Origin of the sequence: Flavobacterium cheonhonense (genome assembly GCF_035671315.1) — a bacterium.
In the GTDB taxonomy this organism is placed as follows: domain Bacteria; phylum Bacteroidota; class Bacteroidia; order Flavobacteriales; family Flavobacteriaceae; genus Flavobacterium; species Flavobacterium cheonhonense.
Genome location: NZ_JAXAVY010000004.1, coordinates 179,036 through 205,576 on the forward strand (window position 1 = coordinate 179,036; position 26,541 = coordinate 205,576).

Annotated in this window: 20 protein-coding genes and 2 tRNA genes; 7 read left to right on the plus strand and 15 right to left on the minus strand. The window is 38.6% G+C overall.

Annotated features, from left to right (window positions below; genetic code table 11):
- Window positions 1-128 precede the first annotated feature (128 nt).
- Entirely contained in the window at window positions 129-2,234 is a 2,106-nt protein-coding gene (locus SK086_RS10560; protein WP_324691573.1) for an ATP-binding protein, read from the plus strand.
- The gene (locus SK086_RS10565; protein ID WP_324691575.1) at window positions 2,231-3,103 is read left to right on the plus strand and encodes a hypothetical protein; all 873 of its coding nucleotides are present in this window, start codon (window positions 2,231-2,233) and stop codon (window positions 3,101-3,103) included. The genes SK086_RS10560 and SK086_RS10565 overlap by 4 nt, the downstream gene beginning before the upstream one ends.
- Here the strand turns inward: SK086_RS10565 and rimO are convergent.
- From rimO to SK086_RS10580, 3 genes are all read right to left on the minus strand, one after another.
- A complete protein-coding gene (rimO, locus tag SK086_RS10570; protein ID WP_324691577.1) occupies window positions 3,100-4,401 on the minus strand; it encodes a 30S ribosomal protein S12 methylthiotransferase RimO in 1,302 nt (433 codons plus the stop codon). The two genes, SK086_RS10565 and rimO, sit on opposite strands and share 4 nt — an antisense overlap.
- A gap of 119 nt (window positions 4,402-4,520) precedes the next feature.
- On the minus strand, window positions 4,521-6,032 hold the full coding sequence (locus SK086_RS10575; RefSeq protein WP_324691578.1) for an OmpP1/FadL family transporter: 1,512 nt from the start codon (window positions 6,030-6,032) through the stop codon (window positions 4,521-4,523).
- Between the two features lie 66 nt (window positions 6,033-6,098).
- Window positions 6,099-6,992: a hypothetical protein gene (locus tag SK086_RS10580; RefSeq protein ID WP_324691579.1), complete on the minus strand. Its 894-nt coding sequence runs from the start codon at window positions 6,990-6,992 to the stop codon at window positions 6,099-6,101.
- A 100-nt stretch (window positions 6,993-7,092) separates the two neighbouring features.
- Here SK086_RS10580 and proS point away from each other — a divergent pair, with 100 nt between their 5' ends.
- From proS to rpsT, 4 genes are all read left to right on the plus strand, one after another.
- Window positions 7,093-8,571: a proline--tRNA ligase gene (proS, locus tag SK086_RS10585; protein WP_324691580.1), complete on the plus strand. Its 1,479-nt coding sequence runs from the start codon at window positions 7,093-7,095 to the stop codon at window positions 8,569-8,571.
- Window positions 8,572-8,653: 82 nt separating this feature from the next.
- Window positions 8,654-8,725: transfer RNA gene (locus SK086_RS10590), tRNA-Glu, on the plus strand.
- Between the two features lie 22 nt (window positions 8,726-8,747).
- Window positions 8,748-8,819: transfer RNA gene (locus SK086_RS10595), tRNA-Glu, on the plus strand.
- A gap of 154 nt (window positions 8,820-8,973) precedes the next feature.
- Complete coding sequence (gene rpsT, locus SK086_RS10600; protein ID WP_290876256.1) at window positions 8,974-9,225, plus strand: 30S ribosomal protein S20; 252 nt, start codon at window positions 8,974-8,976, stop codon at window positions 9,223-9,225.
- A 46-nt stretch (window positions 9,226-9,271) separates the two neighbouring features.
- Here the strand turns inward: rpsT and SK086_RS10605 are convergent, their stop codons facing one another.
- Window positions 9,272-9,682 carry a response regulator gene (locus SK086_RS10605; RefSeq protein ID WP_324691582.1) on the minus strand — a complete coding sequence of 137 codons (411 nt, stop codon included), beginning with the start codon at window positions 9,680-9,682 and terminating at the stop codon, window positions 9,272-9,274.
- A gap of 9 nt (window positions 9,683-9,691) precedes the next feature.
- On the minus strand, window positions 9,692-11,407 hold the full coding sequence (locus SK086_RS10610) for a PAS domain-containing sensor histidine kinase (RefSeq protein ID WP_324691583.1): 1,716 nt from the start codon (window positions 11,405-11,407) through the stop codon (window positions 9,692-9,694).
- Between the two features lie 162 nt (window positions 11,408-11,569).
- Between SK086_RS10610 and typA the strand changes: the two genes are divergently transcribed.
- A complete protein-coding gene (typA, locus tag SK086_RS10615) occupies window positions 11,570-13,366 on the plus strand; it encodes a translational GTPase TypA (protein WP_290875470.1) in 1,797 nt (598 codons plus the stop codon).
- 226 nt (window positions 13,367-13,592) lie between these two features.
- Here the strand turns inward: typA and SK086_RS10620 are convergent, their stop codons facing one another.
- The 10 genes from SK086_RS10620 to SK086_RS10665 all read right to left on the minus strand — a co-directional run bounded on the left by SK086_RS10620 (window position 13,593) and on the right by SK086_RS10665 (window position 26,471).
- The gene (locus SK086_RS10620; protein WP_324691584.1) at window positions 13,593-14,510 is read right to left on the minus strand and encodes an alpha/beta hydrolase; all 918 of its coding nucleotides are present in this window, start codon (window positions 14,508-14,510) and stop codon (window positions 13,593-13,595) included.
- A gap of 3 nt (window positions 14,511-14,513) precedes the next feature.
- Window positions 14,514-19,610 (minus strand): T9SS type B sorting domain-containing protein, encoded by a 5,097-nt coding sequence (locus SK086_RS10625; RefSeq protein WP_324691585.1) that lies wholly within the window; start codon window positions 19,608-19,610, stop codon window positions 14,514-14,516.
- Window positions 19,611-19,737: 127 nt separating this feature from the next.
- Complete coding sequence (locus SK086_RS10630; protein ID WP_290875476.1) at window positions 19,738-20,571, minus strand: ABC transporter permease; 834 nt, start codon at window positions 20,569-20,571, stop codon at window positions 19,738-19,740.
- Window positions 20,572-20,581: 10 nt separating this feature from the next.
- Window positions 20,582-21,475: an ABC transporter ATP-binding protein gene (locus tag SK086_RS10635; protein WP_290875478.1), complete on the minus strand. Its 894-nt coding sequence runs from the start codon at window positions 21,473-21,475 to the stop codon at window positions 20,582-20,584.
- A gap of 47 nt (window positions 21,476-21,522) precedes the next feature.
- On the minus strand, window positions 21,523-21,789 hold the full coding sequence (locus tag SK086_RS10640; protein WP_290875481.1) for a hypothetical protein: 267 nt from the start codon (window positions 21,787-21,789) through the stop codon (window positions 21,523-21,525).
- Between the two features lie 156 nt (window positions 21,790-21,945).
- On the minus strand, window positions 21,946-23,787 hold the full coding sequence (locus SK086_RS10645) for a hypothetical protein (protein ID WP_290875483.1): 1,842 nt from the start codon (window positions 23,785-23,787) through the stop codon (window positions 21,946-21,948).
- 101 nt (window positions 23,788-23,888) lie between these two features.
- Window positions 23,889-24,947: a nucleoid-associated protein gene (locus SK086_RS10650; RefSeq protein WP_290875485.1), complete on the minus strand. Its 1,059-nt coding sequence runs from the start codon at window positions 24,945-24,947 to the stop codon at window positions 23,889-23,891.
- Between the two features lie 51 nt (window positions 24,948-24,998).
- Window positions 24,999-25,349 carry a four helix bundle protein gene (locus SK086_RS10655; RefSeq protein WP_324691587.1) on the minus strand — a complete coding sequence of 117 codons (351 nt, stop codon included), beginning with the start codon at window positions 25,347-25,349 and terminating at the stop codon, window positions 24,999-25,001.
- A 70-nt stretch (window positions 25,350-25,419) separates the two neighbouring features.
- Window positions 25,420-25,956: an IS1096 element passenger TnpR family protein gene (locus SK086_RS10660; RefSeq protein WP_324691588.1), complete on the minus strand. Its 537-nt coding sequence runs from the start codon at window positions 25,954-25,956 to the stop codon at window positions 25,420-25,422.
- Between the two features lie 119 nt (window positions 25,957-26,075).
- Complete coding sequence (locus SK086_RS10665; protein WP_324691589.1) at window positions 26,076-26,471, minus strand: hypothetical protein; 396 nt, start codon at window positions 26,469-26,471, stop codon at window positions 26,076-26,078.
- Window positions 26,472-26,541: the final 70 nt, after the last annotated feature.

A 26,541-nucleotide genomic window follows, 5' to 3' on the forward strand; every position in this document is an offset into this window, starting at 1 on the left:
TCAAGAGTTTAACAAGTTCAAGCCTTACTTCCCTAAAAAAAACTTTAATATTCTTTCAAGACAGCGAAGCTTTTTTGCAAAATTTTCAATACTTTTAAATCGTAATTATAAATCGGGAGCAATATAAAATGACAATAAAAAAGAATTTTCCCAAAATACTTTGGCTGATATTCTCCTCGAGCATCTTCTTCATTATTTTATACTTAGCATTATTCTATTACACCAAAAAGGCAGAGCAGCTTGTATACAAGGATTCTGTTGAGCATTTTGATAATGAAATTCACAAGTTACTCGATTTAGAGTCAAAGCCTATTTTGGTAGCCATAAATAATGATACCAATTGGGATGAGTTTGTCAATTTTATAAAAACCAAAGACCAAGTTTGGTTCAATCAAACGATAGGCAACGAATTGGAGATTTACGATGCCGAATATTTAGGCGCTTATGGTGCCGATAAAAATTTCATCATCAGAACACCAACACCCGCTATTAAAAGCCTTGACTTTATTCCCAAAACAGCTATGGATGCCGTGGATGATGAGGGGATAAAGAAATTCTATCTCAAGATTCCAGAGGGAATAGTAGAAGTAACCGGAGCCGCCATTCACCCTTCCGACGATCCGCTGAAAACCAAAACACCAACATCGGGTTACTTTTTTGTGGTTCGATTGATGGATAATCAGTTTGTAGAAAGTCTGCAGCACATTACCAATTCAAAGATACAATTAGCGGCTACGGATTATGTTTTAAAACCTGAAAAAAGCACCATACATTCCGTTTTTGATTTGAAGGATTCAGCAGGGAAAGTGATAGGCAAATTGGTTTTTCAAAGGGATTTTGAAGTGTATTTTGATTATACTACTCGTTTGTTGTATGTTATCATAATAGCGTTTTTTATAATATTACTGCTCAATCTGTATTATACCCGTAAGTTTGTTTATTATCCACTGTATTTAGTGCGCAGAGTCTTAGAAACCGGAAATAAAAAGGCCATTAGATTATTGAAAAGAACCAATGGTGAATTTAGTTACATCGGGAACTTATTCGAAGAGAATAATAATCAGAAAATGGAACTGATTACGGCCAAAATCCGAGCAGAAGAAAGTGATCGATTGAAATCAGCTTTCTTGGCTAATTTGTCTCATGAGATCCGAACGCCTATGAATGCCATCAATGGTTTTACTGATCTGATTCTGAATACCGATATCACCGAAACAGAGAAATTGGAATACTTAACCGTAATTGAAAAAAGCGGGAAAAATTTGGTTTCCATCATAGACGATTTGATTGAAATGTCTAAAATCGATTCGAATCAAATCATCCCTAACTATACTCAGGTGAACCTCGAATCTTGTATGAATGAATTGTACGAGACTGTAAAAGTGACGATACAAAATAAAGACATAGAATTTATTTTAATTAATAGTTCGTTACCGGCCGCTTTCAATATTGTTACCGACGATATCAAACTTAAGCAGGTGATTATCAATCTTTTGACCAATGCTATTAAGTTTACCGATAAAGGAATGGTGACTTTTGGTTATGAAATTGATGAACAAAATCAACTAATTCATTTTACTGTAAGAGATACCGGTTTGGGTATTGATGAGGTAGAACACAAAAATATTTTCGATCGTTTCAAAAGGGTAGACAGTGATGTTTCTATAAAAGTTGGTGGTTTAGGCTTGGGATTGGCCATATCAAAAGCTTACATAGAATTGCTTGGCGGAAGTATTACCTTAACTTCTAAAGTTGGGGAAGGTTCTACTTTTTATTTTTCCATACCATTGCAATATGCTAAAGTGGAGCAAATAACGGTTCGTCCGGTTAATGAGAGCGAAACCACTAAATCTGAACGCAAAGTTATTTTGATTGCCGAAGACGACAACATCAACTATTTGTTGTTTCAAAAAATGATGCAACATAAAAACTACGAAATTATAAGAGCCATTAACGGACAAGTTGCAGTGGAGTTGTGTTTGGGTAATCCCAATATTGATTTGGTATTGATGGATATAAAAATGCCTATTTTAGATGGTTTCCAAGCCATTGAACAAATCCAGCCTATACGTCCTAATCTCCCGATTATTGCCCAAACAGCTTATTCTTCCTCTGAAGACAAAGCTAAAATTGAAAAAGCCGGTTTTGCGGATTACATTACAAAGCCGCTCAACAGAGAGCGTTTGTTCGAATTGTTAGACTACTATTTAGATCCATCGAAAAAAACGCAATGAATTTCAAAGCCAAAGTACTGTTAACGGTTGCATGCTTGTTCTTAGTTCCAACTTTTTCCCAACAAAAAGAAACGGACAGCAGTACTGTGAAACAAGACAAAAGGCTTTACTTAAATCTGGATATTGCCAGTAGGTATTTATGGCGTGGACAATGTTGGGGTGGCGATTATATTGCGGTGCAGCCTACAGTTGAGTTTTCAATTGCACCCAAGTTGACACTCGGATTTTGGGCGACTACCAATTTTAAACGGGATTACTTTTATCCGGATGGTGTTTCGGCCTATAAAGGCTATCAAGAAATTGACTTTTACCTCTATTATCAGTTGACCGATTTTTTACAATTCCAGTTGTGGGATTATTATTGGCCGTCTGTAAGTAAAGTAGAAGGCGTGAATAACAACTACTTTAATTACGGACCGGATGGTTCGAAAACAGTAGATGCGATGGTGTACTTTGATTTTTCCGATGGCTATCGGTATCCGTTTAATGCAACGATAAGTACTTTAATTGCTGGGAATGACTTTCGGTATGACACCAACGGAGAAAATCCGAAGCGAAATTTCACTACCTACTTAGAGCTTGGGTATACTTTTTCTTTTTTTAAAAATTCATCGCAGAAATCCCTTCAAGATATAGAAGTGTCACCGGTAGTTGGTGCTGTACTGAACAATGAAGCAGCCTATTATACTTATGCTGACTACGATAAGGTTTCTTGGGTGAATTTAGGCGTGAGTACAACTAAAACCTTGTCTTTAGGTGGTGATATAAGTATGCCGATAACCTTGTCTTACACACACAACGGCGCTGTTAAAAACACCGAAATTTTTGGTAAAAACTTTGTGGTAGCTACGCTGAGTTTAAGTTATTAAGCCGGTTCGCCGTATAAGTCGAATTCTGTAGCGTCAATAATTTTGATTTGGGCAAATTCTCCTGTTTTTAAGTAGTATTTTGAGGCGTCAATCAACACTTCGTTATCCACATCAGGGCTGTCAAATTCGGTTCGTCCCACAAAATATTGCCCTTCTTTTCTATCAATTATACATTTGAAAGTCTGTCCGATTTTCTCCTGATTCAAATCCCAAGAGATCTGCGATTGTAAGTCCATAATTTCGGCCGCTCTGGCTTGTTTTACGTCTTCAGGTACATCATCCTCTAACAAATACGCATGGGTGTTTTCTTCGTGGGAATAGGTAAAACAACCCAATCTTTCAAATTTCATTTCCTGAACCCAATCACGCAGTGTTTGAAAATCTTCTTGTGTTTCACCCGGATAGCCCACAATTAGAGTAGTACGAATAGCCATACCGGGAACAGCAGCGCGAAAATCATGCAGCAATTGAGTGGTTTTGGCTTTAGTAGTACCGCGACGCATCGATTTCAAAATAGGATCGGCAATATGTTGCAGTGGAATATCTATATAATTGCAAATTTTAGGCTCTTTTTTCATCAGTTCCAATACATCCATCGGAAATCCTGTAGGGAAAGCGTAGTGCAAACGAATCCATTCAATGCCGTCAACTTTTACTAAGTTTTCCAACAACTCGGCTAAGTTTCTTTTTTTGTATAAATCCAAACCGTAATAAGTTAGGTCTTGGGCAATAAGGATTAATTCTTTTACACCGTTCTTAGCCAAACCTTGAGCTTCTTTTACCAATTTTTCAATCGGTTGTGAAACGTGTTTACCACGCATAATTGGAATGGCACAAAAACTACAAGGTCGGTCGCAACCTTCTGCAATTTTTAAATAAGCATAATTTTTGGGTGTCGTGGTCAAACGCTCGCCTAAAAGTTCGTGTTTGTAATCTGCGCCCAAAGCTTTAAGCAGTAAAGGCAATTCGGTTGTGCCGAAGTATTGATCCACGTTGGGAATTTCTTTCTCTAAATCCGGACGGTATCTTTCTGAAAGACATCCGGTTACAAAAACTTTATCAACTAAGCCTTTTTCTTTTTTATCGGCATATTCCAAAATCGTGTTTACCGATTCTGCTTTAGCATTGTCAATAAACCCGCAAGTGTTAATTACTACGATGTTCCCTTCTTGCTCATGAACCACTTCTTTGCCGTTAGCTTTGAGTTGGCCCATTAATACTTCGCTGTCGTAAGTATTTTTAGAACATCCGAGTGTAATTACATTGATTTTGTTTTTCTTTAATGACTTAGTTCTCATAGATTGAATTCCGATTATTGGGAGAGCGTGCAAAATTAAGCTTTTATTTCTAATTTGTTGGCGGAGTATCAATAAAAAAGCCACCCTGTTAGGATGGCTTAAGCTGTATTTGGTTATTCTTAGAAGTTCACAGAATAACTGAAAGTGATATTGTTGTTGTATCGACTTACTCTGGCCGGATCGGTCATGCCGGACGAAATTAACGCTTGGTTTCTGTTCCGATGGTCATAGGAATAGGCCAAATCAATTCGGCTTTCGCCAAAGTTATAACCAATACCGCCGCTATATCCGGTTAAATCACCAAAAGCTTGATCCACTTTATACGGACTTTCTTCAAAGCGATATCCGGCTCTCAAACTGACTTGTTTAATGCGGTATTCGCCACCAATTCTAACTTCAATGGCATTGTCTAAGGCATTACTCATGAAATTATTCAGGTCAGCAAATCCCGGATCGTTTTTCGGTTTGAATCGCAATGCACTGTAGTTTTTGGTGGAAACATCGGCACTGATTAATCCTTTTTTGCCAAATATGTAAGACAAACTTCCGGTCCATTTACCCGGAGTTTGAACGGTATAAGGTAAATAAACTACAGAATTTTGGTAGGAGAAAGGAAATTCTATCCCGTCTTGATTGTTTAGGCTTCGGGTACTAACTCCTTGTTGTAATTCGTCGGTTAAACGAAACCATGTTGGCGACTCGTAAGCTAATCCGACTCTGACACTTTCGATAGGCTTTACAATCGCTCCTAAATTAAAAGAGAAGCCGGAACCGGTAGTCCAAAGTCTGTTTTCAAATAGGATTTCAGAAATGGTAGAACCAGTATCATAAAGCGGATTGTTGTTTCTTTCGTATATAGAGAAGGTTTTGTCAATGTTTACAAAGTGGTAATTTAAGCTTCCACCAAGGAAAATTTTGTCTTTGTAAGCGGCCGAAAAGTTACCGGTCAATTTACCGTTGTATCCTGTTGTTAAGACTTGATTTTCTTGATAATAATTGCCTCCCGTAGGTATATTAGTGTAATAAGAAGTGTTGTTTGGTGTGTTGTTAGTGGCTTCAAAAATGTAAGTGTCATAACCTAAGAAAGCCTGTTGTTCGTAGAAATTCAATTGGTTGAAATTGAAATCGGTCAACACATTGGTCGGAATACCTTGAGCGATGTTTACAAAGTAGTTTCCGATTGAGTTGTTTGGATTAGTTCCTGCTGAGAAAACACTGTTATTCAAATTGTTAGCGTTTTCATAATTGATTCCTATCGCAATTTTATTCCAACCCGTTTTGCCACTTCCACTTTCTTTAAAGATGAAAACTGCTCCCAATTGATTGATGTCTAAAGTGTTGTCATTGTCATTGGTTGAGGTGCCGAAATAACGCGATTTGTTCTTGGCGTTATAAACAGATCCGGTTATGGTGGCGTAGTTGTTATTGAAAAAGATAGATCCCGCCGGATTTACATTGATTGCGGATAAATCTCCGCCTAAAGATCCGAAAGCGCCGCTCATGGCTCTGAATCGAGCGGTTCCGGTTAAGTTGTCAACAGCCAAGCGGATAGCGTCATCCGGAGTGGTTTCTTGTGCTTGTATAGAGGGAACAGCTATTCCCGCTAGTAATAGTAAAAAATACTTTTTCATAGTGCTTTGATTATAATCATAAAAAAGCCTATGCAATGTTAATTAAAAGCATAGGCGTTATTGTTGTTATCGTCTGCCGCCTCCCGAGGATCTGCCGCCTCCGTAGCTGCCTCCGCCTCCTGAAGATCTTCCACCGCCATAATTTGAACTTGGTGTGTAAGAACGTGATGGCGTAGATTGTGTTTGTGTTCTAACGCTGTTACGAGGTTGTGAACTGGAATTATTAATGTTAGTTCGGGTAGGAGCAGTGTTGGAATTTGTGCGAACCGGTGTTGTATTCGGTCTGGTATTAAAGTTACTGCTTCTAGGAGCATTAAAACTTCGGTTACTTCTAACGCCGTTAGATTGGTATCTGTTGTTGTATGAACTGTTTAAACGGTTGCCGTATGAGTAAGCAGTACCTCTTCTTCCGCCATTGTAATAGCTTCCCCAATGATTGTGTCCATAATAGCCACCCCAACCCGGGCCGTACCAATTGTTCCAAGAATTCCATCCCCAGCCAACATTCCAGCTCGGACCATACCAAGAATTCCATCCCCAACCCCATCCGGGACCATACCAGTTATTCCAACCCCATCCCCAATAACTTCCGTACCAGTAATTGTTCCAATAACCCCAACCCCAGTTGTTGTCATAAACATTTACAGTAACAGATTGTGCATTCTCTCCCCAGCCGCCATTGTTTCTGTCATAAGCTTGTCCATTGCTAACAGAATCGGTGCTAACATTGCTATAGTTGTCCACATCAGTAAATATCTCAGTATTGCTGAAGTATTCCTTGTATTTATTGCTTTCAGAATTGGTTGTGTTTTGGGTTTGCTTGTTTTCGGAACTACCGTAAATACCGTCATCGTAATAGGATGTGTTTTGGTAAGAACCACAAGAAGTAGCGGTAATTGTCAGTATTCCCAAAACAGAGAACAGCGACAATCTTTGGCTGAATAAATAATAAGTTTTCATATCTATAGCATTTTTATTGTTGGACTATACAAAAATAGTTAGTTTTGCCGAACTATTTAGTTAAAAAAAGTTAAACAATTTTTATGCCAAACTATTCATTATGAGTAAGAACTTAACAAAGAGAGCGGAGGACTATTCCAAATGGTATAACGAGCTGGTAGTTAAGGCTGATTTAGCCGAAAACTCCGGCGTTAGAGGCTGTATGGTGATTAAACCGTATGGTTATGCGATTTGGGAGAAGATGCAAGCAGAGTTGGATCGTATGTTCAAAGAAACGGGACACAGTAACGCTTATTTTCCTCTTTTTGTTCCCAAGAGTATGTTTGAGGCAGAAGAGAAAAATGCAGAAGGTTTTGCCAAAGAATGTGCTATTGTTACTCATTATCGCTTGAAAAATGACGAAACCCGTCCGGGAAAACTAATGGTTGATCCGAATGCTAAATTGGAAGAGGAATTGATAGTTCGTCCTACCAGTGAAGCTATTATTTGGTCGACTTATAAAAATTGGGTACAGTCTTACAGAGATTTACCATTGTTAATTAACCAATGGGCGAATGTCGTTCGTTGGGAGATGCGTACACGTTTGTTTCTGAGAACTGCGGAATTCTTATGGCAAGAAGGGCATACGGCACATGCTACTAAGGCTGAAGCTATAGAAGAGTCTGAAAAAATGATGCAAGTTTATGCAGATTTTGTAGAAAACTTTATGGCTATCCCGGTTATCAAAGGATTAAAAACCGAATCGGAACGTTTTGCCGGAGCAGAGGAGACGTATTGCATAGAAGCTTTAATGCAGGACGGGAAAGCATTGCAGGCCGGAACCTCTCACTTTTTAGGGCAAAATTTTGCGAAAGCTTTTGATGTGAAGTTTGCCAGCAAAGAAGGAAAGTTAGAGCATGTTTGGGGTACTTCTTGGGGTGTTTCTACACGATTAATGGGTGCTTTGGTGATGACGCATTCTGATGATAACGGATTGGTTTTACCGCCGAACCTCGCGCCAATTCAAGTGGTTATTGTGCCAATTTTTAAAACAGAAGAGCAATTTGAGGCAATCAAAGCCTTAGTGGATAGTTTGACGACATCACTCAAGCAATTGAACGTTACTGTTAAGTTTGATACCCGAGACACTTTGTCTCCGGGCTTTAAGTTTAATGAGTGGGAATTGAAGGGCGTACCGGTGCGAATTGCCATAGGTCCGAAAGATTTGGAAAACGGTACTTTTGAAGTGGCCAGACGCGACAACTTGACCAAAGAAGTGATTCCAAGTGAAGGCGCTGCAGCCTATATCTCTGAATTGCTTGCGAAAATCCAAAATGATTTATTCGGAAAAGCATTGTCTTTCAGAAACGAGCATATCACAGAGGTGAATTCTTTTGAAGAATTTAAAGAAGTATTAGAAAATAAAACCGGTTTCATTTCAGCACATTGGGATGGAACGCCGGAAACAGAAGAAAAAATCAAAGATTTGACCAAAGCTACCATACGTTGTATTCCTTTAGATAGAAAATTGGAAGAAGGGACTTGTATTTTTTCAGGAGGTAAATCTGTTGGTAGAGTGTTATTTGCGAAAGCGTACTAATAAAAATCAGAAAAAATATTGTTGCGCCCTTGCGGGATTAAAAAATAGTTGTATTTTTGCCACCGCAATTTTAAGCAAAGATGGCCCGTTCGTCTATCGGTTAGGACGCCAGGTTTTCATCCTGGTAAGAGGGGTTCGATTCCCCTACGGGCTACAATTTTTATCTTAGGCTTAATGGCCCGTTCGTCTATCGGTTAGGACGCCAGGTTTTCATCCTGGTAAGAGGGGTTCGATTCCCCTACGGGCTACAAAATTAGTTGTAAATTAGTTTTATAAAACAATTGTTTAGTGTCTCAAACGAATGTTTTATTAGTTAAAACCAAAGTGATTATTTATTAATTGTGGGAGGTTTTTCTTTTTTAACTAATAGTTTATAAATTATTACAATTAAATTAAAAAGAAATGGCAAATCATAAGTCCGCTTTAAAAAGAATCAGAAGCAACGAAAAGAAAAGAGTGTTGAACAGATACCAACACAAAACCACTCGTAATGCTATCAAAGCATTGAGATTGGCGACTGATAAGTCTGAAGCTTCTGCAAAATTGTCTGTTGTGATTTCAATGATCGACAAGTTAGCTAAAAAGAATATCATTCATGATAACAAAGCTTCTAACCTTAAATCTAAATTAACTAAGCATGTTGCTAAGATGTAATTAGATTTACAATATTATAAAAAAAGCACCCAATCGGGTGCTTTTTTTATTTCTTGTTGTGTGCTTTTTCTTTGAGTTCTTCAATCATTTCTTTGGTAATCGGTTTGGATAAAAAATCGACCACCATAGGGTAGTTTTTCGTTTTCTCTACATCTTGCGGATCTATGGTTGAAGATAAAACGATAAACTTGGCTCCCGGGAAGGTTTCGTTATAACCGCTTTTTAAATACTGGTCCAAAAATTCCCAGCCATTCATAATAGGCATGTTCAAGTCTAAAAAAGTCAAACTAGGATAAGATGGAGCAGGTTTTTTTGCTAATTCTTTAAAGAATAAGATAGCTTCCTCTCCGTTAGTGGCGGTTAATATTTCCTTGGCAAAATCAGCCCGCTGAATCACTTTTTTGCAAAGCATTAAAGTGATAACGTCATCATCTACGCAATAAATCTGTTCCAACATAATCAATCATTAATTGTTTTTAAATACAATGGTGAAAGTGGTTCCTTTTCCAACCGTACTTTCCACATTGATAGTGCCGCCCATAGCTTCGACTTGAGATTTTACCAAATACAAGCCTAAACCTTTACTGTCCGGGTGGTTGTGGAATCTTTGGTACAAACCAAAAATTTTATCTCGGTTTCTAACCAAATCAATACCCACACCATTGTCTTTGAAAGTTAAAACCAAATTATCACCTTCTACTTTAGAGGAAATGTTAACTTTTAACTGTCGGTTCTCCGAACGGTATTTAATTGCGTTAGTCAATAAATTTAAAAAAATACTTTCTAAATAGGACTTGTTGATGTTTAAAATCGAAACCTCTTCCAGATCTATTTTAAGTATGGGTTTGTGTAATCCTATCAAGAAACTCAGCTGATTGAAGACATTTTCAAAAATCTCTTTAATCAGTACTTTTTCTTTATGAATGGACGGATTATCTTTAATGATAACCACCTTAACCAAGTCGTTGATGGTTTCGTTTAAAAGGTGGGTCGATTTTGTGAATCCGGAAATAATCTCTTTCAATTCCGGATCTTCTATGTCCATATCTTCTACCAAGTTCAACAAACCGGTCAAATTTGATAATGGCGCTCTAAGGTTGTGCGAAGTAATGTAAGAGAACTGTTTTAAGTCCTTGTTGTTTTGTGTCAACTCCCGAATCAGTTGTTCCCGCTCTTTTTCTTTGTTCTTTTCTTCGGTCACATCTCTCTGAATCGAAATCCAGTGGGAATGTTCTCCGTCTTTATCTGTTACCGGAATCATGGAAAAGTTATTCCAAAATTCCTCGCCATTTTTCTTGTAATTAACGGTTTCTACAAAGCATTCTCTGTATTCTTGAATCGCTGTTTTTAACTTGTCAAATTCCAACATGTCCGATTTGGCTCCAATGAACATGATAGGCGACTTCCCAATTACTTCTTCTGCCGTATATCCGGTCATGTCAGTAAAAGCCGAGTTGACGAAGATGATATTCGGAATTACATTTTGAGAAGTGTCGATATCCGTAATCATGACGGCATCTTTGGTTTGCGTAATCACGGTTTCCAATAATCTCAAACGTTGCTCTTCTTCTTTTTGTTTGGTAACGTCCTGAATGGCTCCAATCATTCGGATGGGTTTGCCGTCTTTGTCTTTTACTAAAAATCCCCTATCGAAAACATATTTGTAACTCCCGTCAGCACATTGAAAACGGTATTCGTCTTGCCATTTTTCGGTTTTTTGCTCCAAAAAGGAATACAATTTAACCGACATCTTTAAGCTGTCTTCAGGGTGAATGCGTTCAAACCACCATTTCGATGTTTTGCCGACTTCTTCTTTCTTGTATCCGAAAACACCTTGAATTCCTTTATTCCACAAAAAACTGTCGTCCTCAATTTTCCAATCCCAAATCGTATCGCTGGTCGCTTTCGCTACTATATCGTATCGCTCATTGGATTCTAAAATTTCATTGTTGGTAATTTGAAGCTTTTCAAAAACAGATTTGTTGTTTTTTTCGTTGTGCAATAAGATGAATTTCAGAATGATGCCCGAAATTAAGATGAAAATAAAGTCTTTGATGTATAGATATAAGGAAGTGCTCTCAGTGTTTTTGGTATAATCTAAAAAAAATTGGTGGCCAACGAAAGCCACAAACATTAATATAAGGACGTAGATTAATGTAATTTTATTCGAATTATTTTTCATTACACCAAATATAAAGATTTTAGACCAAGTTTGAAAATTTGAGAGAAAACTTATCAAGGTTTTTATGAACTTTTGCTCTAATTTTAAGAAACAGTAAACTAATGCACTAATGGTTTTTTATCTGAAAATAAAGTGTACCTTTGCACCCACAAAAAAGCACACATGGAATCTATCAGAAACATTGCAATTATTGCGCACGTTGACCACGGTAAGACTACTTTGGTTGATAAAATTATGTACCACTGTCAACTCTTTCGCGAAAACGAAAACACGGGCGACTTAATCCTCGACAACAACGACTTAGAGCGTGAAAGAGGTATTACCATTACGTCTAAGAATGTTTCTGTAATGTACAAAGGCACTAAAATTAACATTATTGATACTCCGGGCCACGCCGATTTTGGTGGTGAAGTAGAGCGCGTATTGAACATGGCCGATGGCGTTTGTTTGTTAGTAGATGCCTTCGAAGGACCAATGCCGCAAACCCGTTTTGTATTGCAAAAAGCCATCGACTTAGGATTGAAACCTTGTGTGGTTATCAATAAAGTAGATAAAGAAAACTGTACACCGGAAGAAGTACACGAAAAAGTATTCGACCTAATGTTCGAATTAGGTGCCGAAGAATGGCAGTTGGATTTCCCAACTGTGTACGGTTCCGCCAAAAATAACTGGATGTCGGACCACTGGGAAAATGTTACTACTAACATCGAACCGCTTTTGGATATGGTGGTTGAACACGTACCGGCTCCTAAAGTGGCTGAAGGAACACCACAAATGCTTATTACTTCTTTAGACTTCTCTTCGTTCACCGGTCGTATCGCGATTGGTCGTTTGGAAAGAGGTGTTTTAAAAGAAGGAATGCCAATTTCTTTGGTAAAAAGAGATGGCAAAGTAATCAAATCAAGAATTAAAGAACTACACACTTTTGAAGGTTTGGGCCGTAAAAAAGTAGAAAGTGTAGTAGCCGGAGATATTTGTGCTATTGTTGGAATCGAAGGTTTTGAAATTGGTGATACTGTTGCCGATTTCGAAAATCCGGAAGCTTTACAAACTATCGCTATCGACGAGCCAACGATGAGCATGTTATTCACCATCAACGATTCACCTTTCTTTGGGAAAGAAGGCAAGTTTGTAACCTCTCGTCACATCAAAGATCGTTTGGCGAAAGAATTAGAGAAAAACTTAGCCCTTCGTGTAGCCGATACCGATTCTGCGGATAAATTCATGGTATTCGGTCGTGGTGTATTGCACTTGTCAGTGTTAATCGAAACCATGCGTCGTGAAGGTTACGAATTGCAAATCGGGCAACCGCAAGTAATCATCAAAGAAATTGACGGCGTAAAATGTGAACCTATCGAAGAATTAACTATCGACTTACCGGAACACGTTTCAGGAAGAGCCGTTGAGTTTGTATCAGTACGTAAAGGCGAAATGCTTTCTATGGAAGGAAAAGGCGAGCGCATGATTATCAAATTCAACATCCCGTCACGAGGTATCATCGGTTTGAGAAATCAATTGTTGACTGCTACTGCCGGAGAAGCCATCATGGCACACCGTTTCATTGGTTACGAACCATTCAAAGGAGAAATCGCAGGTCGTATCAACGGTTCGTTAATCTCTATGGAAAACGGAAAAGCGATTCCATATTCTATCAATAAATTACAAGATCGCGGTAAATTCTTTGTTGATCCGAATGAAGATATCTACGAAGGACAAGTGGTTGGAGAAAACTCACGTGGCGATGATATGACCATCAATATCACCAAAACCAAACAGTTAACCAACTTCCGTTCTGCCGGTGCCGACGATAAAAACAAAATCGTTCCGGCCATCAAGTTCTCTTTAGAAGAAGCTTTGGAATACATTCAAAAAGATGAATATGTTGAGGTAACACCTAAATCGTTGCGTTTGCGTAAAATCTATTTGAACGAAAATGACAGAAAACGTTTCAAAATGTAATTTTTGAAATCATTATAAAAGAGAAACCCATTCGTAACTGAATGGGTTTTTTATTTACTGCGTCAAATCACTTCGCTCGTGTGGAGCTATTTCCGGCTATCCGTTACAATCTTTTTGGGTTTTCTTCCTAAATCAAAGCAATTACAACCAATGTCAGACTGAGCTTGTCGAAGTCAAATAACAAAAGAAACCCAAAAAGGATTTCCACTGCTATCCGGGCTAGGGTTTATTTTCTCAGTAGAAATTCCATAGGAATATGAAGTCTTTCCGACCAAGCTTCTTCGGAATGGTTTTTTCCGGGGAAGAATAGTGTAGTCCAATGGGCAGCCGTAAATCCTTTTTCTGTCATCACAGCATCAGCTCTTTTTTGCAATGGCGGATACAAGGCATCTAAGGTTTGGTCGCCGTAGTCAAAATATATTCGGTGCGTTTTAGGATCAGGCAACTGCTTTCTCATGTACGCATAAAAAGCGTCCGGAATCGGATTATTTTCTACCGCAAAAATACCCGGCCAATGCGTCGAAATACAAGCCGCTGCTCCAAAAACTTGCGGATATTCACAAATCGCATACAAGGAAATCAAACCGCCCATACTGGAGCCGGCTATAAAGGTATTGTCTTTGTCCGGAGCAGTAGCAAATCTTTTGTCGATAAAGGGTTTTAATTCGGTTACCAAAAACTTTAAATACAAATCGGAGTAAGGTTTGAAAACTTCTTTGGTTCGACCGGCTTTTTGCAATTGCGCTGTAACAGTATCTTTTTGAACAGCCGTCAAACTTTCATATGGCTTTTGCGGAAAATATTCAGGATGTCTTTTAGCAGCTATATTCCAAATGCCTACTACTATGAATTTTTTTACTTTACCTTCCGCATTCAATTTACCGGCGACTTCGTCTACTTCCCAAGCTTGTTTGTTCCAAGTGGTATTGGCGTCAAATAGCATCTGACCATCGTGCATGTAAATTACCGCGTATTTTTCGGCAGTGTTGTAGCCTTTTGGTAGCCAGACATCGATGTTTCGTGCGTCTACAAAAGCCGACTTAAAGTTTTCAAAACGCTGTACAAAACCACTGGAGACTTTCAGTTCTTGCGCTTGAATCCAACTGTGGACAACTAATAACAAAAGACTAAAAGTGGTTTTCATGTTTTAGCGTTTTAAAGTAAAATGGCCTTTGGCGCTGCGTCCGTCTTCAAACTGAATGGAATACCAATAATCATCGGCAGGCATCTGGTGTCCGTTATAGGTGCCGTCCCAACCGATTTCAGTAGTGCTGAGTTGTTTTAGTAATTTACCATAGCGGTCGAAAATATAAATGGTAGAACGGTAGTTGTACAAAGCACTAACGCCTTTTACATTCCAATAATCGTGGAATCCGTCGCCGTTTGGTGTGAAGTATTTCGGAATTCCCAAAACCGGAACTACAATCGGACCTAAAGCACCACAGCCGTTTTTGTCACGGACATAAAGTGTGTGGAAACCAATTTGTACATTGGTAAAGAAGCCGGTATCGCGATACGGACCGCTTTCGTCATCCAAAGCATATTCGTAATCTCCGGAACCGTTCACGGTTACGGCAATCGAATTAATGTCTTGTAAGTCTTCTATAGCAATATTCTGAATAGAAGCAATTTCTGAACCGATTACGGTAATCACTCTCGTTTTGGTACAACCAAAACTGTTGCGAACTACCACGCTGTAAACGCCCGGTGTATTTACAGTCAACGTGTAGTTGATTCTCCCTGGCATAATTACGTTGTTTTCATACCATTGGTAAGTGTAAGCAGATGATGGTGTGTTGTCGATAATACCTGCATCCAGCAGTGCTTGGGTTGCCGGTAAACAAATAATAACTGTTTCTTCTTGGTCAATTTTTGGTGTCGGATTGACTACAAAAGGGATTACAGTTTGAGCTGTACAGCTTGTATTGGTAGGATTTTCTACTACCACAGTTACATTTTGCGTACCCGTTCTAAACGGATTCGGAAGTTGGTTGGGAACAGTGCTCGGAATCAATGCATTGTTTTCGTCATAGAAATACACATTCATGCCGGTTTGTGTGCCTAAAATTTGAGCCGTAATTCCCGAAGTGTCAAAATCATACAAACCATCTTGATTTAATGATTCAACTTCATCATCACAAACAGTCACTAAAGCAGGATTTACAGAAAAAGCTTGTGGTAAATCATCTACGATAAACTGTAATTGTACTTCGTCATAACAAGGTTGACCACCGGTTTGTGTAGTGTTGTTGCTTACTCTGATAGTGATTGTCTCCGAACCGTTTACAAAATACGGATTGGTAAAGGGTACAATCTGAGTGCCATCGGCTCGGTAGTATTTCACATTGACGCCGGTTTGTCCATTTGTAACTGTCGCTGCCAAGTTTGACGTATCAAACCCGAAAATGCCGTCTTGGTCATCGTCACAAGCTCTAATGAGGTTTGCAGCATTAACCGGATTGGCTACCGGTGTTGGTTCAACCACCACATCGAAAGTTTTAAAACCAAAACAAGAATTGTCTAAAGTACTGTCTACACGAACCCAAATAGTTTGCGTATTCGGGAAGCCGATATTTCTGTAGTTGGTAATGTCTGTTATGGCTAACGAGTTTCCTGCGGCATCCGTTTCAGCTAAGAAATCGGCCTCCGTTTTATAAAACTTGATGCTGACATTGGCAGGTAAAATCGCCGCTAAACTGTTTTGAATCGCTGTAAAGTTGAATGGTCCCGAGATACCGTCGTAGTCGTTATTTATCGCATCCAAATAGTCGTCACACAAATATTGGTTTGGAATAACAAAGCTGGGCGGAATTTGTGTAACCGAAACTACTATGTCAATTCGGGCCACTCGGTAACAGCCATTGTTGTTTTCTACCCTAACATAAACACTAGCGTTACCGGAAGTGTAGGCGATAGGATTGGTTATTTGTGCTGCAGTGATTTCGTTTTCAGCCGCATTAAGAGAAGTGAAATAGGTAAAGGTTTCATTTTGATAATTCGCCGAAATCACATCGTTTTTTTGCGTTAAGTTGAAGATGGAAATACCATCGGTATCATCATCACATTGTTTAAGTGTAATAGGCGTTGTAACTACAGGTAAAGCATAGGTGGTTAGTGTAGCCACATCAGAATACAATCCGCAACTATTACCGTTTTTATTCAGAAAAACGCGGTATTGATAGCCTACCATAGCCGGTGAAACATTCGAAACTGTAAGTGTTGCTGTAGTTGTTCCGCTGTATGTTGCATTGTTGGTCAAGTTTGTCCAAGTCAAGCCATTATCGGTAGACAGTTGCCATAAATAGCTATCTACTGCTACAGACGTTAGTGTAAATACAGCCGATTGTAATTCACAGGTAGTTACATCTTGCGGTTGTACCGAGATGGAAATAGGTGCTGAAATAGTGTAATTTCCATTGGGAACACCGTAGCCGCTTGCGCTTAATACTAAACCTTCTCCGGCCATGGTTACCGGTGTGTCACCAAGAATACCATCGCCGTTTTCGTCTGTAAATCCGGCTTCCGTAACATCAAAGCAACCGTCATCATCACTGTCTAATTCTATATAGTTGAAAATGCCATCGCCATCTGTATCTGATATAGTGTAATTGATTGTGCCACTATCCGGATTAGTTTCTAACGAATTGGCAATACCATTACTTCCAACCGGACTTGTGGTTATTCCACTGGTATTGTTGCTGTTACTCGGGCTTCCCGATTCGATGATGTCGAAAATCCCATCGTTATCGCTGTCCATATCCAAATAGTTAGGTACGCCGTCATTGTCTTTATCATCGGGTGTGATTCCTGTTCCAAAAATATCATCTATCCCGTCGCGATTTGCATCTACTCCGGATAATGCGGTGAAGTTAACACCTTGCGATTCTACATAATCAGGAATCGTATCATTATCACTGTCAAAATCGTTTTGGTCCGGTACGCCATCATTGTCAGTATCTTTAGGGACACAAGTTGCAATCAAACGCAAGGCAGCTCTACTGCTGTTGGAATCTACTAAATTAATGTTGGTAATTGTAATCGAATTGATTAAGTTTCCTTTGATGGAAAATGTGCCAGTACCAGGAGGTAAAGCAATGTTGTCATTCAAGCGGAATCGAATTTCAAAAGAAGAATATTGGGTAACACCACTTTCAAAAATGCCATCGTAATTGGTGTCAATTAGAATTTGGTCATTAGGATTTAATACGGTAAGTGTTTTGTTAATCGGGCATTTTATTCTGAACTCTGTTGACGCCGTAAAGTAATCACTACTAGCTGCTACTGTAGCATATTCTACAGACAAGCTGATTGGATTGTTAAAAGTTGCAATATAACTTACACTGTTGTTTTTTCCGGTGGCGGCTTCAGTAGCAAAGTTTCCTAAAGCATCACCAGTAATAGGAGTTGCCGACGGTGTTCCGGTACCTGTAAAACTTAAACTTCCAATAAACGGATTAATATAGTCTCCTACAAATACTGAACCCAAGGTAGTATTGGTTAGATTGACTCCCAAATCGCCATAAGATTCAGTACAGTTGGTAATCCCATCGTTATCGTTATCGACATCTACGTTGTTGATGATACCATCATTTTCATCATCAGTCGGACAAGAACTTACCGGGATTTCATTAGAATTGATCGGTAAGGTACAACTTGATATGGTAGCAGAAACATAGTAATATCCCGGGCCCAAGGCCGAAGGTGTATAACTGCTGTTGGTGGCACCGGCTATAGGATTGCCGTTAAAATACCACTGAAACGTGTCAAACGGACTCAATGTATTGACCGAAAGTACCGTATTGGGAATACAGCTTAATTGGTTAGGATCCAATTGCGTGAAAGAAACTTCGGGTTCAAAAGTAAATCCCGAGTAGTAACCCCCAAAAGTAGCAGCACCACTGGAACCGTAAGCAGCCAAATATAACTCTTGGGTTGAGAAAACAGAAACATTTCCACTTAGTCCGGTGATAACATAAGTTTCATAGTCAACATTCCCTTGAACTGCAGTCGGACCGTTTACGTTGGCGATAACGGATAAAGCGGCCAAAGAGTAAGGAGTGCCATCGATAACAAAACTCAGAGCAGCACCAACTTTGGTAACTATAGTCACTCTTCCGGTAAATTGACGAGAACCTACATAATCAATAGCAGGAATATTATCAATGATTCTTGGGGTTTGACAGCTCAATGGCGGTACAAAGAACAATTCCTGATTGCGCTGGTCGGTAGCACCGTTATCACCTATGCTTTGGTAAGCGAATACCTTTTGACTGGTTTGAACGTACAAATTGCCTGCGGCATCAAAATTAGAACCGTCTAACACCAAATAATCTCCGGCATTGATGGTGAAATTGGGTGTGGTTGCACCGGATAAAAACACTTCGGTATTGTCTGTATCGGCTACTAAGAGTACTGTTTCCACGGCATCTATACCGGTACTTTTTATAAAAATGTATTCTGTATTGCTAATTCTTTCCAGGGGAACTATTTGATCAAAGCCCAAGTCGAGATTTCCTTGTGCATTACTGCCTCCAAAGGAGCCACAATTTAGGGCAATGGGTTTGTCTGAAGTCACAAGCGCACCTATGAGTCCGGCACGATTCGGATCGTGTGGTCCTTGCACTGTCATTACATAACTTTCGCCACTGTTGAGTACAATACTGAAAGGTGCATCCCCGGTACCGCTGTTAACCGGTTGAATGCCTGTTCCAAAATCACTAAAGTTAATAGTGGTATTGTTCTCGGTGGCTAAGACTGAAATGAAGGTGGAATGAATGTCGAAATAGTTGGCGACTTGCAAATTCGTCAAAGCGCCTACTCTGAAATGCGTGCCCAAGGAAGCTTTTCCTTTAGAAACCAATTGCCCGGCTTGATTACCGCTACCGGCAGTTACCCTGGCCGACACATAAATCAAGTCATCGGCTTCTACGATGTATCCTTTGTTGGAAAAGGCAATGTTGGAAGAACTCGAATCAATATGCAACTGAGTGTCATTTCCGAAACCAACGTAATAGACATAAGGATTACTCCTGGAAACGATTCCGGTAATGGTGTTGCCGCCCAATTCTATAATTCTGAAATTGATAGGATTAACGTTGGGCGTAGAGATATATAAATATTGGTCTTCGGAAATTACAGAACTGGATCCGGATAAAGGTGGAATGTAATGTGTTTTACTAAATTGGGCGTAACAATTTGCCGAAAAAATAGCGATTACTAACCAAAAAAATAACTTCTTTTTCATTCGCTAAAATTAGGAAATAAAAAAGAAAACATAAAAAGAACCGGTCTATTTATGTTTTCTTTAAGAATTGATAATTTCAGCAAGACCAATCGGAGTTGGCCTGATTGTATGGTGATTGATGATTACCTTATAAATCGCGTTTTTCAATGATTTTGTAAGAAGCATAAATAAAGAGCGTAGCCCAAACCAAAACAATGACTACGGAAGTATAAGGTACATCATAATTTCTCAGGTCTTCTACTCCAAGTTGGCTTCCTATTGTTCTCACAGCATTTAATTTGGTAAAAGGTTGCGGAACCAAACTCCACATCGACATCAACGGAAAATAATCGTATATTTTATCGATCAATGCCGGGTTTCTAAAGTTATTGTAAGCAATGGCGTAAGATATCATTTCAAACATAAACCACATAAACAAAAAGCCTAAAGCAAAAGCAGACCGTTTGATTAGTACGCCTATGAATAAGCAAAAAGAAAAGAAACCTATCAATTTGATAAAGTAAGCAAACAGATAATCCATTTTTGAGAAAATGATACTCATTTCATCATACGAAGAAAAAACCAGCCCAAGAATTAGCGAAACAATAAAGACAAACAAAGTCGATACTGCCGCAAACGCTATAATGGTGTACACCTTTGAAATGATGAATTCTTTCTTGCTCATTCCATCAATCAAGTTTTGCTTCAAAGTACCATAACTATATTCGTTGGCCATCATCGAAACTATAATGACAGCTAAAAATATTTTCAGAAAGGCAGCAATAAACGTGTTAAAATGCCAAATGAACGGAAAATCGAAAATTCCTTGATCGGCTAATCGAATGTGAATTGGTCCTATGTCAAACTTGATGGAGGCAATAAAGGATAAAAATGTCAATAACAGAAAATAGGTAATCGTTAAGATTCTACTAGCCCTATTTTTCCAGATTTTTTGAAGTTCTATGGATAAAAGTCTTTTCATTACAGTAGTCTTATTGGGTTAGGGCTAAAAATTGCTCTTCTAAACTTAGCTTTTTCAATACCAAATGGTTTAAAATCAAGTTGTTTGCAAAGCAGTATTTGTTTAATGCCGAAGGTTCAACGTTTCTTTTAAAATAGGCGATTATTTTGCCTTCTGCTTCCGAAGCTTTATCAATATCAGGATGTTCGAGTAAGGTTTGTAAAAGTCTTTCCATATCCTCGGCTTGAAGTTCAAAATGACCTTCGTGCGCAATCATATCATCTACGGTTCCGTTATATAAAATTTCTCCGTAACGCAAAACCAGTACGTGACTACACACTTTTTCCACTTCGTCTAACAAATGGGATGCCAATAAAATGGTTGTGCCTTGCGAGGCGATGAGTTTAATGATGTCTCGAATTTGATGAATGCCCTGCGGATCCAAACCATTGGTAGGTTCGTCTAAGATTAGGATTTCGGGATCATTTAATAGGGCAGAGGCGATGGCTAAGCGCTGTTTCATCCCCAAAGAAAAGGTTTTGAATTTGCTGTTCTTGCGATCGCTGAGACCTACAACCTCCAATTTTTCTTCGATTTTTGAATAATTGATGCCTTTGATTTTACAAACCAACTCCAAGTTTTCTTTGGCAGTCATATACGGATAAAAGTTCGGGCGCTCAATAATAGCACCTACTTTTTTCAAGGCTTGGTGGGTTTCCAACGTTCCGTCGAACCAATGGTATTCGCCGGAGGTTTTGTTGACTACATTCAATACTATTCCTAAAGTGGTCGATTTACCACTGCCGTTTGGGCCGAGAATGCCATAAACATTGCCTTTTTGAATGTCGAGAGAAACGTCATTTACGGCATGGATTTTACCGTAACGTTTGTGCAGGTTTTTAATGGATAAGATAGTCGATTTCAATGGTCAGTTTTTTGATTTAAAAGTAGGACGAATGAAATCGGATTTTGTTACCGCTCTTTTTTATGAAAATAAAACCGACTCAGGAATTGTTTCTTCAAATTCAGATAAAAAAGGGTTTCATTAATTTCCTTGAGCTCTGTGGTGAGTACAATTTTATTACCGCGACTGTCATTAGTGGCTTGTGTCTTGCAAATCTTACACTCGTACTCGCTGAAATGAAGGTTAATTTTTTTGGTTTCCACATAGCGATGTCCTAGCAGTGTACAACGGTAGTGCTTTTTCTCCAGTCCGAATGTAGTGTTGTCGGTATTCATGGCATAAGATTTAATGTCTTGCACTTCGCTGAAAAACAGCTTGTTGCATTAGGTTAAACTTATGGTTTTACCGTTTAAAAGCAAAAAATAATCGATAAACTGCAGTCTTTCAGTTGCTTAAACGCGATAAAACTGACAAAAACTGACGTTTTTCTTTTATTTGTAAGGCACAATCACCGGTTGCCCAATTTGGAAATCCGGTAAGGCTAAGTCGTTGTTTTTAAATGAATTGGTTCGGTATAAATTCTCGCCTTCAAAAGGAATAGAAGGATAATAAGAGAAAGATATTTGAAAACTGTTGAACACCAAATAATCATTGTTAATCAATACACCTATGCTGAATTTGGAGTACAATCTGCTATCCAAAAATCGATTATTTTCATTGCCTAAAAAGGCAAATGTCATGTTGTAAAACGGACTGAAGTGAAACCCGTGCCAATTGCCTGGCGCGTAGGTTTGGGTTTGCAATGCCAGTGAAAATTTCCGAGTACCATTGATAAGCGGATTGTTAAAACCCACTATGCCATTATCGTCTGAAATGAGCAAACGGTCTTTGATAATAGGTGCTCGATGGTTACCAATTACTAATGTCGGCTTGACAAATTGACGCAGTCGCCAGTCGCCCATGTTCAGCAAATTGGTAAAGTAATTGCCTTCAATCCTGAAGGTTGTTTCTTCGGTACAGCCATTGTTGAAAAAACTGCCCCATTCGATATTGGTACTGAAATACCCAATGGAAAAATAATCGCCGTAAGCAAATCGACCGCCCAAATAGGTCCGTTGGATGTTGTTTTTTTCCTGAAAACCGCCCGTAATGGCATATACTTGTCCGTACGGAATGTCTTCAATAATCCCGAAGTTGAACAAAAACTTATCTTCAGCAAACTTTCGGGTGTTCAAACCTATCGTGGCCAAGTACAGTTTTTCGTTGGCAAAAAATTGCGTCGGATCATAAACCAGCTCAGGAGTTTGAAGGTATTTTACATTTTTAAATCCAATGGTCGTAACCAAATTAGTTGTTCTGAAATCTTCATTTTTACCTTTGAAGATTTTAAACGAATGACCAAGCCAATATTCTTGAGTATCTAATTTGAAATTCTGCTTGTTAAAAATGCCGCTGTTGTCAGGAAGGGAATCGATAAAAAAGCGTTTTTCAAAAAATGCTCCACCGGCCAATCGGGTTAAAGGGGAAAAAAACTGACGTTCAATTCGAGCGTTTTTGGTGGTGTAATTGTTGAGTGAATTTTCATAAGTGAGCGAAGCATTGATAAACGTATTCTTGATGTTGTTGATGGAATACTTCCCTAAATAGGCATCTCTTCCGGTATCGAAACGGCGGGTGTAATCATTTCTGAATTCGTGTCCCAATCCGAGAAAATTGCGTTCGGTGAGTTCAAAATTGCCTTGCGAACTCGACAATGTTCCGTTGGGAATTAAACTCCAAGTATCCAAAACCCGAATCGAAATATCTACTGAATCGCGACTACCCGGAATTTCAACGGGTTTGATAATAACGCTTCGGGTGTAACGTTGTCTACGAATCAAACGCTCCGATTCTTTGACAATCAATGAGTCTAATGGCTCATTTTTCTTGAAAAGCAATAAGTTGTGAATGGTCCAGTTCTTCGATTTTATGTGCAAACTGTTTCCGAATTTTTCAAAGCCTTTTTCCGGCTGGTCTTTGTAATTGTCTACACTATAACCAAACGGATCAAGGGTTTCTATGTTGATGTTTCTGATGATTTTACCTTCGTTTCGGTCGAATGATTTTTTGATTAAAAAACGCCTTCTTTTAGCGCCGCTGGTTGATTTTGTTTGGCGGTTTGATTTGAATAAAAGTTTGTAGATAAAGCGGTTAAACTTACTTTTTTGAGATAGATTTTCAATTTTTTTATACACTATAGTCGAATCGTTGCCACTGTGTACGTCTTTTTTCTGAGCTGTAGCAATACAACAGCACAGTAAAAGCAGAAGGAAAAGATAGGGCTTCGAAGTCATAGCTTACAGTAACGAAAGGGAAAGATATAAAATAAAACAGCGTTTAAAAAAAATCCCCAATTGTTTTAACAATTGAGGATGTTGTTTTTTAAGTATTCAAGTTAAGATTTTTGCTCTTTATTGAAATAAACCAAGTAGTAATACATTTGTTTTTCTTCGTCCCAGCCTTTTTCTACAAACTTTTCGGCACTTTCCGGATTGATAAAATCGAGTTTAATTTGAATGTTGGTATCCAAGTTAATCACGTTTTTAATCGATTTTCTAACATCGGTAACCGCGGCATTAGCGATAGGGAAATTGGTGATGTCTTCTATGCTGTATTTTTCACCTTTGTCTACTTTGTAGTTTTTGAACTCCGGAATCAAATCGGGATTGTCCAATACTTCATTCAAGAATTTGCTTTCTTCAAACTCATCGTTCTTGGCAAAGAAATTCACAGAACGGTTCATAAACATGACTTCTTCTTTTTTGTCTTCGGCCGGAAGAACCACATCTTTGGCAAAACCTTGGCAGAATTTCAAATATTTTTTGGTGTAGAAGTTTTCGTCTTGGAAAGCATCTACCGAAAGGAAATGCTCTAACCAATAACGCGCATCATAACGGTTGCTGTCAACGGTCAGGATTTTATAACCTTCTTCTTTTTTGTGGTTGAAAATTAAACAACCTTTGTCCAATTTATTCAGGTTGATGCCTTGTTGCAAAATCATTTCCAAAGTGCTGCCTTTTTCTTCAAATTGCATGAAATCGGTTTTGATTTCGCTTTTAAAAACGCCAATGGCATCTACCGTATTATTGTCGATAGAAACATTGGTCAAGTACGCCACATACACTTCTCCGTTCTTAATGTGCGGATGATTGGACTGCTCAAAAAGGTGTTTGGTGATTTTTTTAGAAACTTCGTGAGCGTCACTCGGATTCAGGAAAAGCTCCGTAGCCAAGTTAAACATGTCGTTGTATTCCAAATCAACATCATGGGCAAACTGAAAATAGTTTTCTTCCTTTTCGCGGAAAGGTTTAAAGAAATACTCTTTCAAAAGCGGCACGATTTCGTCGTTTAAACCATAAGGTTGTTCCGATAAAAAAATAGCTTCATTGCGGCTTTTGTTTCCAACTCGGTGGATGGATAACGATTCGATGTGGGCGTTGAATAGGTTGATCATTTTGGTTAAGGTTCTAAGGTGCTGAGTAGCTGAGTTACTGAGTAGCTGAGATTATTTTAATCTTTTGGAAAAGGAAATAATCATGGCCTCAAGTTCTCTGGTTTCCTCATATAAATTTTTAAATTCGTTTTCGTTTAGGTAATTGATGTTTTTTGCAATCTCAATTTGAGTTTGAAATTCAAATAAAGAACCAATGACAATTTTTATGAATCTTAGGTATTCTTTATTGCTATCTCTTCCATAACCTTCAGCAATATTACTAGGTAGTGAGATAGCGCTTCTTCTGATTTGAGATGTTAGACCAAATAATTCTTCTTTTGGGAATTTTTGAGTGATCTGATAGGTATTGGTTACTAAATTCATTGCTTTTTGCCAAATTAATAAGTCTCTGAAAGCTTTCATATTTTTAAGTTTTTTATTACATAAAAATAAGAAAAACTCAGCCACTTAGTAACTTAGCTACTCAGTCGCTCTAATTCCAATTCTCCTCAAATCCGTAATCTTCAAAGTTGTCGTCTCCGCCAAACATGTCTAAATCATCATCGTCTAAATCGTCTTCAAATTCGGAGTAGAAATCTTCGTTTTCAGCTTCAAATTCTTTTTCCGGTGCGGTATTGGGTAATTCTCCGTGAGAGAACAACAAAGCCGGATAAGTTTCGCTGCTTTCCGGTTCTTCGATGGCGGCTAATTCAACTAAGAAAGTCCACATGTTGATAAAATCGTACACATAAATAATCTTAGTTTGGTCAGCGCTCAAAAGTTGGTTTAACGGATAATCGCTCATGATTTTCATTTCACCCGGAACATCGCCCGAATCAAACATTGGAATTTCCTCTTCTTGATTCCATTGGTCGTCACAAGTGTAAAAAGACGCTACTTCCATGCCGTCAAAACCAAAGGCATTTACAATGGCGTTGTGTAAATCCTCTAAAGTGTCGTCTTCCTGTATGGCAATGTCTCTGAAAACATCTTCTTCGGCGTCGAGTATGGCTCTGAATTTATAAATCATAATCGTAATTTTTATAAGCGCACAAAGGTAAATTTAATTTGCAATATTTGATTTGTCGAATGCGAATTGTTGAAAACTATTTGCCCACAAAAAAACCGGTGCAATGACCGGTTTAGTGTTTATTTTTTCTCTTCTTTACAGAGGCCGACGATTTTGTGGAAAGTGTCGTGCAAGGCAGCCAGCGATTTTTTGATTTCGGCATCGCTTTGCTTTCTTTGCACCATATCGTTTACTTTTTTGGTTTCTTTTTTCAAGATCACTAACGATTCTATCAATTTCGGACTGCGGAATTCTTCTGGCATGTTTTCAACCGAAAGGGCTTCGGCTTTTTCTACTAAGAGTTCCGAATGCGTTTTTATCGGATCTAAATTTCCTTCTTCAGAGGCATGAAATGTTTTTGAAATAACTTCGTGATACGCTCTGATTTCAGGCCAACGCTCGGTTATCGTTTGTGCCGAGACTGAATTCAAGGCAAAGAATGCTGCAAAAGCAAACAGGGATTTGATAATTTTCATAGTTTAGTGGTTTTGGTACTGCAATTGTACTGAATTTTCTCGTGATATTTTGTTAAAGCTACTTTTTTTT